General features: G+C 40.9%; 8 protein-coding genes. 2 read left to right on the top strand and 6 right to left on the bottom strand.

Going from position 1 to position 7,617, the window contains the following annotated elements:
• The 5 genes from CYL18_RS07505 to CYL18_RS07485 all read right to left on the bottom strand — a co-directional run.
• Positions 1 to 648 (bottom strand): DUF3900 domain-containing protein (locus CYL18_RS07505; protein ID WP_146102833.1); only part of this gene is annotated, 648 nt, incomplete at its 3' end.
• A 342-nt stretch (positions 649 to 990) separates the two neighbouring features.
• Positions 991 to 1,482 (bottom strand): hypothetical protein, encoded by a 492-nt coding sequence (locus CYL18_RS07500; RefSeq protein ID WP_104848875.1) that lies wholly within the window; start codon positions 1,480 to 1,482, stop codon positions 991 to 993.
• 240 nt (positions 1,483 to 1,722) lie between these two features.
• Positions 1,723 to 2,163, bottom strand: a complete 441-nt coding sequence (locus CYL18_RS07495) for a hypothetical protein (RefSeq protein WP_104848874.1) — start codon at positions 2,161 to 2,163, stop codon at positions 1,723 to 1,725.
• Between the two features lie 82 nt (positions 2,164 to 2,245).
• Positions 2,246 to 3,559, bottom strand: coding sequence for a D-serine ammonia-lyase (locus CYL18_RS07490; protein ID WP_104848873.1), 1,314 nt, complete (start codon positions 3,557 to 3,559; stop codon positions 2,246 to 2,248).
• Between the two features lie 643 nt (positions 3,560 to 4,202).
• Entirely contained in the window at positions 4,203 to 4,976 is a 774-nt protein-coding gene (locus CYL18_RS07485; protein ID WP_104848872.1) for a polysaccharide deacetylase family protein, read from the bottom strand.
• 174 nt (positions 4,977 to 5,150) lie between these two features.
• Here CYL18_RS07485 and dacB point away from each other — a divergent pair, with 174 nt between their 5' ends.
• Both dacB and CYL18_RS07475 read left to right on the top strand, forming a co-directional pair.
• The gene (dacB, locus tag CYL18_RS07480; RefSeq protein ID WP_104848871.1) at positions 5,151 to 6,632 is read left to right on the top strand and encodes a D-alanyl-D-alanine carboxypeptidase/D-alanyl-D-alanine endopeptidase; all 1,482 of its coding nucleotides are present in this window, start codon (positions 5,151 to 5,153) and stop codon (positions 6,630 to 6,632) included.
• Positions 6,592 to 6,915, top strand: coding sequence for a hypothetical protein (locus CYL18_RS07475; protein WP_146102828.1), 324 nt, complete (start codon positions 6,592 to 6,594; stop codon positions 6,913 to 6,915). Before dacB ends, CYL18_RS07475 begins: the two co-directional genes overlap by 41 nt.
• A gap of 186 nt (positions 6,916 to 7,101) precedes the next feature.
• On the opposite strand, the gene CYL18_RS07470 is transcribed toward CYL18_RS07475, so the two are convergent.
• On the bottom strand, positions 7,102 to 7,617 hold the full coding sequence (locus CYL18_RS07470; protein ID WP_104848869.1) for a 2'-5' RNA ligase family protein: 516 nt from the start codon (positions 7,615 to 7,617) through the stop codon (positions 7,102 to 7,104).

Genomic DNA, 7,617 nt, shown 5'->3' with positions numbered 1-7,617 from the left:
TTCCTGTTTGGATTCTCCGTACTCCACGAATTTCAGGAAGTCTTCGAAATAGCGTGCATGAGAGGATTGGTGAATTTTCAGCTCACTTTCTTCAATCATACCTTCCTCCGGCATATGAGGGTAGAGAATAGATTTCATATTTTTTGTCGTGATGGCCATTTCTACATTCCGTATTAGGGTTCTCTCATCAGAAATGGAGGCCACCTTCGGTTCGAAGTCACATTTCATAATAAATAGGAAACGATGCTCAAAAAACTTTTCTGGGACAGCGGAAGCTAAAAGGAAGACGCCTCCGCGGACAGCACTTGTTTCCAGGTAAGAATGAACAAACTCCTCGCTGCAGCTTTTAAACTCTTCTTTGCTCTGTGCATAGCGGGTCCGGTTAAAAGCATTATAATTGGGGTTTGAATCGAGCTCATGGCCTGGCTCAATAATAAAGTGGCCTAGCTTTGTCGGCACTTGGTCGGAATTCGGATGACGCTCAACTTTCCTTTTGGCAATTTTCTTGAACTCTCCATCAAGAAAGTCCTTTAGGGCACTTTCCTCATATTCAGCGGTATCAAGCGTTTGATAATGTTTAGCAATTGGCTGCTCTTTATTTTCTGTTTCAATGACAAAAAAAGACAAATAACTAATTTGAAATTTCATTTTCCACACCTTATTTCATGTATAGTCAGCTTTCTCAGTATCCCAAAAGCTTATGATTTCGTCAATTTCCTTTAGCATTCCCAAAAGAAATAAGGGACATTGCAGATCAGGTAACTTAATCCTTGTGCTCCTGTGCAGGCATTGCCAGGGATAGGATATGCTGCAAGTTTAAACGTTTGCAGGTATTTAGTCGATTTAAGAGAGAATATTTGCGGGCGGGTTTAGAAGGGTGAGTCACAAAATACAAGTGAAATCGTGGCTGGTAGGAGGGGGGATTAAACAAAAATAAGCGGAAGAAATAAGAGTATTTCTTCTCGCTTACGATAAAAGCCCTCTGCAATTTTAAGAGGCCTCAATGGATTTTTCTTCATGACTTCTTGAGCGGTTCATATGAAGGAGTCGTTTCTTGATTTCGTTGGCATAGGCTGTGTCCTTGTCCTTGATTGCAAGACTTAAAAGATCGAGCAGGTCATCAAGCGTTAAGTGCTCAGTCTCCCGTTCATTAATTTCCCCTTGTTCAAACTCGCGAACAGCTTTTTTGGCTTCTTCTTGTGCCTTTTCTTTGCCTTGATGATAGGATACAAAAGTTCTGACTAGCATCGCATCCGTGATTTTTTCTTCCCCAGTTGTTTCTGGCAATAAATCCGCTATTTCCAATTCCTCCACAATCATATCGAAACATTTGTCTGAAAGAGTATATTCAGCTGTGCCTCCAAATAATTTTTCAAATACAGTCAGCAATACGGGAGTGGTTAAGGAAATCAGTAGTTTCTCATATACTGTGTTGGTATTTCGAATTTCTGCCAGAATAATCTCTTTTGTCTTGCTCCTCATATTAAATCCCCCTTGTATTCAAAAATGTGAATGAAATCATTTTCTCCAATAATAGTAGCATGAAAAAAAGCGGAATAATAATTTTATGAACTTTTAAGCAGTAATTGTCACAATATAGTAAGTATCTTACTTTCATGGAAGTAAATGTCTGACGGAAAATAGGCTATAATAAACGAAAATAGGAAAAATATTATTATATTAAAATAATATAAGTTGTTTAACTTGAGAAACGATAGATGGTCAAGCAATGGGTTTGCATAGGGCAGAAAGACGGTCCTTAATGTCTTGTACATACATTTCATCATTATCTTCCTTGGCGAATAAAAGTAAATCAAGCAAATCATCAACAGTTAGCATCATGGCTTCCCGGTCTTTCGGTTCATCGCTGGAAAAGTTCTGATCAGACGTAAGATGTCTGCCGATAATGTCATAAAAAAGATGAACTAGTGTGGAGCTGGAATATGGTACACCCAATTCGGGGAGAGGATGGCCAGTTTCCTCCAGCTCGCCTTGCAGGGCCATATATGCATTCTCTGATAGAAGATAATTGCCTGATGGGCCAAATAGGTTATAAAACATCTTAACAACAATTGGTGCAGTCAGCGTACGGACTAATTTAGGAGATACCTGTCCTGTGTCCATGATTTCATCTGAGATCAATTGATATGTATTCTTCTTCATTTATCTTCTATCCTCCTTTATGAAATCTATCATAAGCTATTTTTTGGTGAATTTAAACAATTGAGCTTTTATATCCCTTACTTTAATTTTTCTGGATATTCATTCGCTCCTGTTTCCCTCTGGAATAATCATCCTCCCTGATATCGGGTGGAACCATATTTCCGCCGGTGGACCAGACTATATGGGTGGCTGTTTCGGGAACATGGTTGTTTAACGATGTGAGGATAGGGCCGTAAAATCCTGCTTGAGCGGATGGCTCTGCATAAATTCCTTCAGTATCAATGAGATCAGCAAGGTAACGATAAAGGCGATTATCTGAGATGGTATAGCATGCATCCAGGCACCCAGCCATATACATGCTTGATAACTCAGAAGGTCTCCCAACAGCTAGACCGTCTGCAGCCGTACGGTTTGAGAGTCCGAAATCCTGAACGGAAACACGGCTGTATAATTGCGTAGCCATTCCAAGCATGAAGCAAGGTGATTCAATCGGCTCAGCAAAGATAATATGGACATGTCTTCCGAAGGCTTGTTTTAGGCCATAGGCAATACCGCCGGGAGCTCCTCCGACACCGCATGGCAGATAAACATAAAGAGGATTGCTTTCATCTATTAGAATCTGTTTTTCTAGGAGCTGTTTTTTAAGCCGGCTGGCGGCAGTTGCATAGCCAAAAAAGAGATCGGTTGATTTCTCGTCATCTATAAAGTGGCAATGCGCTGAATTGGCCGCTGTTAGCCTGCCTAGCTTAACTGCTTCGCTATAATCGGATGGATGCTCAATGACATTTACTCCCTTTTTTCTCAGCAGGTCTTTCTTCCATTGTTTTGCTTCAGCAGACATATGCACATCAACATGGAATCCTAATGTCCTGCCTATTAGTCCAATGCTTAAACCAAGGTTTCCTGTTGAACCTACGGCAATGGTGTACTTGGAATAGAAAGAGCGGAAGAGAGGTGAATCAATTTTGCGGTAATCATCATGTATAGTTAATAGGCCGGATTGGATGGCTAATGCCTCTGCGTGTTTTACTACTTCATAAATACCGCCTCTCGCTTTAACAGAACCGGATACTGGCAGGGCATGGTCACATTTGAGAAAAAGACGGCCCGGAATGCTGATGCCTTCATCCTGCTCAAGATGAGCTTGCATTTGATGTACCCTTATCAAGGGCGATTCAATCATTCCATTGTTCTTATTTGTCTCTGGGAATTTATGCGCAAAATAGGGGGCGAATCGCATTAATCGCTTTTTTGCTGGAAGGATGTTGGCATTGTCTGCATTAAAAGCTGAATCCTTCGAATGAATCCAATAGCTTTCTTTTCGTTCCAATACTTCCTGTAAGACAGGAACTTCCTTTAGCCATTCATTTTTTGTTTTTCCATGTATGATTTGCATGGGATGATACCTCCCTCTATAAGAATTTTCTTAATACTTCCATTCAGCATCCATCCAATTTTTTTGAAATGGTATGCCATGTTGAGACGTAAATAGAAAAATTGCCATTAGCTCAGGGTGTGAGAAAAGAGTATATGTGATGAAATGGATGGAGTTAGTGGGCTAATACTACTTTTTTATGCGGGCAACATGATAGTCAATATCCATATTTGTATAATACATCTGCCTTAAAGCAAATGAATAGGAAAAATGTCATCTTATTGCAATAAAGATGGCAAGAGAGCAAGCATGGGATTATAATGTTTATGGTTTGATAAATTTTTATCATTATAATGGAAAATGTATTGTTCAATGAGAAGAGGTCATTCATATGAAAGGATTTTTACGTGAAATTTTTTATGCAATTTGCATCGGTGTTCTTTCAGTAGGAGGGGTAGCGTTGATCTTTTATGCGTGTATGTTTCTTGAGAAAATCATTTTTTAGGTGCAACTTAAAAAAGCAAAGAAATACAATGTACTTACATGCAAGGAATGCCCCTCTAATTTCGTCATTATATATATCAACATCACTAAGAGAACAGAGCTTTATCTGTTCTCTTTTATATTGAAGGATAATAAAACGGAGGCAAAAGTATCTGCCCTCTTACTGATTTAGTGGTAAAGCTGGTATGGGATCGAGCAGGGGTGGCAATGGCCTGTTTGTCCGATACAGTAATTCTGAGATGGTCACACATTTATACCCGTTTTCTGTCAGTAATTCTAAAATAGGCTCCATTGCTTTGACAGTTGAAGAACTAGAACTATTATTCCAATCGTGCAAAATGATGATATCGCCTGGGCTTAGTCCCTTTTTGACATGCTGGACGATTTTGGATGACTGGGGATTTAGCCAATCAAGAGCATCCTGGTCCCAAGACCACATAATGACCATAAATCCTTTTTTGCGCGCAGTATGAATGATTATGTCATTATATACTCCCTCTACAGGACGATAAAGAGTCGGCTTCTTGCCAATGATCTTTTCAATGGCTTCATTTGTCTTATCCAATTCCATGGATAATTGAGATGAGTTCATATGTTTGCTGCTTATGTGATGGAAGGTATGGTTGCCAATTTCATGTCCCTCTGAATCCTGTCTTTTTATTATCTCAGGGTACAATAATGCATTTTTCCCTGTGACAAAGAAGGTTGCCTTCGCGTCGTATTTAGCTAGCAAATCAAGTATTTTTGGCGTAAATACTCCATGAGGGCCATCATCAAATGTAATGGCGACGAGCTTTTCGGTCGTATTCCTTTCCCATACGACTTCGCCGGCTTTTTCATATTCTTCTCTGGTTCTCGTTAAAGCCTCTACATTTGGTCCATGAATGAGAATGAAGTTGAGTACGAACCATAAAAGAAGAAGTTTTTTGCCCATCTCTATATAACATCCCTTCATCTATGCAAGTAAGGAATAGTATATGGAATTTAGGTAGAAATATTTAAGGGTTTATTGATATAGAATATATAGATTAATCACGTCCATATACCCTACTCATAGCGCTTCCTTTGTGTAAAAATATGGATATAAAAGAGCGGGGGAGATGAGAAGATGCCGAAAAGCAAGAAATCGATGACAGCGCTGTTCATGGTATTGGTTTTATGTATCATACCTCTTAGCTGGTACTCTGAGTATCAGGCTGGGCCGGAAGATGGGCTAAATGCCAAAATCACGAATGTCCTTAAACATGAAGAGTTGAAAGGAAGCATAACAGGAATCAGTATCCGTAATGCCACGACAGGAGAAATCATCTACGAGAAGAATGGGGATACACGACTGAGACCCGCTTCTAGCATGAAGCTTGTGACAGGGGCGACCGCATTAAAGCTGCTCGGGGATAATTATCGCTTTAAAACAGAGGTGTATGCAGATAAAAGGGCGCGAAATGGGGTCCTAACGGGGAATCTCTATCTCAAAGGTTATGGTGATCCGACGCTTACCGTCGATGATTTAGACAGAATCAGCGACCAATTGAAGAAAAAGGGAATCCGCAGAATCAAAGGAAATCTTATTGCTGATGATACCTGGTATGACGATACCAGACTTTCGCTGGATTTGCCTTGGAGCGATGAGCAGGAATACTATGGGGCGCAAATCTCCGGACTGACCCTTTCCCCTGATACGGATTATGACGCCGGCACAGTCATCGTGCAAGTCACACCCGCCGCAAAAGAAGGAAAAGCTCCAACCATCACGGTTTCCCCACAGACCAGCTATGTCAAGATTTATAATAAGGCAGAGACGGGTAATACCGACAGTAAAAAAACCATCAAAATCACGCGCAAGCATGGAACAAACCAGCTTTATATTACGGGCAGCATCCCAAAAAACGCTTCGGCCTCGAAATCATGGATGGCTGTAGAAAATCCATCCGGCTACACACTTGATATATTTAAGCGCTCCCTCGCAAAATCAGGCATCACGGTAACAGGCAAAGCGGTAAACGGAAAGCTGAAGCCTGGTGCCATCATGCTTGCTGCGGACCAATCACCGCAATTGAAAGAAATCATGAAGCCTTATTTGAAGCTGAGCAATAACACCATATCAGAAGTCTTAGTGAAAGAAGCAGGACGTGTGGCAGGTAAGGAGGGAAGCTGGGAAGAGGGGCTTGCCGTTATTCAAGATCATTATGAATACCTAGGCTTGAAAGAGCGGGATATCCTCATGAGGGATGGCTCGGGTGTTTCTCATGTGAGTCTTATTACCCCAAATAGCTTGAGCAACCTGCTTTATCAGGCTCAGAGTAAGCCTTGGTATACCACCTATTATGATTCCTTACCCGTTGCAGGAATCAGCGACCGTACTGTCGGCGGCACACTGCGCAATCGAATGAGAGGAACACCGGCTGAAGGGAAGATTATTGCCAAGACAGGCTCTATCTCGACCGTAAGCTCTCTTTCTGGCTATGTAAAGGGCGATACCGGCAATAAATATACCTTTTCAATCATCATTAATAATGCAATCGATGAAGATGGACTGAAGGATATTGAGGATGAAATTGCCATTATCCTCGCTAGTGATGAAGGGAACTGATTTTCAATGGCTGCCTATTCCAGGTGAAAGCCAAACATTTTCTAAAACCCTGCTAAATAAAAAAAGCTGCAGATACGTTCTGCGGCTTTTTTCATTCATTCCAGCTCATGAGCCTTATGAATACAGTGCAATGTATAAACGCAAGGAAAAGATAATGGCTAGTAATATCGTAAATTTAAGTACGGCATATTTAGAAAAGGATTCAATGTATAGAATAGCCAATACGGCATATAAGCAACTGGCAATCACAAACATCCATTCCGGGAAACCAAGCATTAATTGAAGTAAAGCAATCACTAATATAACTAAGAAATGCAGTCCATCATATCTATCTGTTTCTCTGCGCACCCGAAAATCACTCCCTTCCCTATTATCCTATTCAAGGAGGGGCGGAAATGAGCATTTCTATTTCAGGAAATTTCATATGGGACATTCATCATCCTTTTGGTTGAAAAAATATTCCTCGGAATTATGTCTTTTTTAAGGATACGGAGTGAACCAGCGGTCCTCCATCTTGCACTAATGCTACTTCAACGATTTTAGCTGAAAAGGGTTTGAATAAATGTAAGCAAGCAGACAGTTCTTCAATCATCTGGTCTTTTGGCATTTGGCTGATCATCGTGCAATGGGGCACCCAGCTGTCAGGCAAGTAAAGCTCGTTTGCGGCAAAGCGGAACCGTTTGAAATGCTCATAATAGTCTATGTGAAATTGCATGAGCTCTTTTGTCATGACGGGAGTTAGAAAACAGGCAGGGTATTCCATGAAAACGCCGATTGATTGAAAATTGAGTGGCAGGCAGGGGAGAGAGGACAAGTAATGGTCCATCATGGTAATATATGTCTCCAAATCAAGCTCACGGTAACCGGCTAAGCTCAAATGAGGTCTGCCGCACGGAACTGCATTGAATTTATCATGCAAATCATTTCGTATGTTTCCTATCATGCTCTCCGTGTCCTTGTCAAATAGCCCTATAAGCCAATACAA

It is taken from the genome of Pradoshia eiseniae, assembly GCF_002946355.1.
GTDB lineage: Bacteria > Bacillota > Bacilli > Bacillales > Pradoshiaceae > Pradoshia > Pradoshia eiseniae.
The sequence above is the reverse complement of the archived record's forward strand: the minus strand, read 5'-3'. Positions and strand labels throughout refer to the sequence as shown.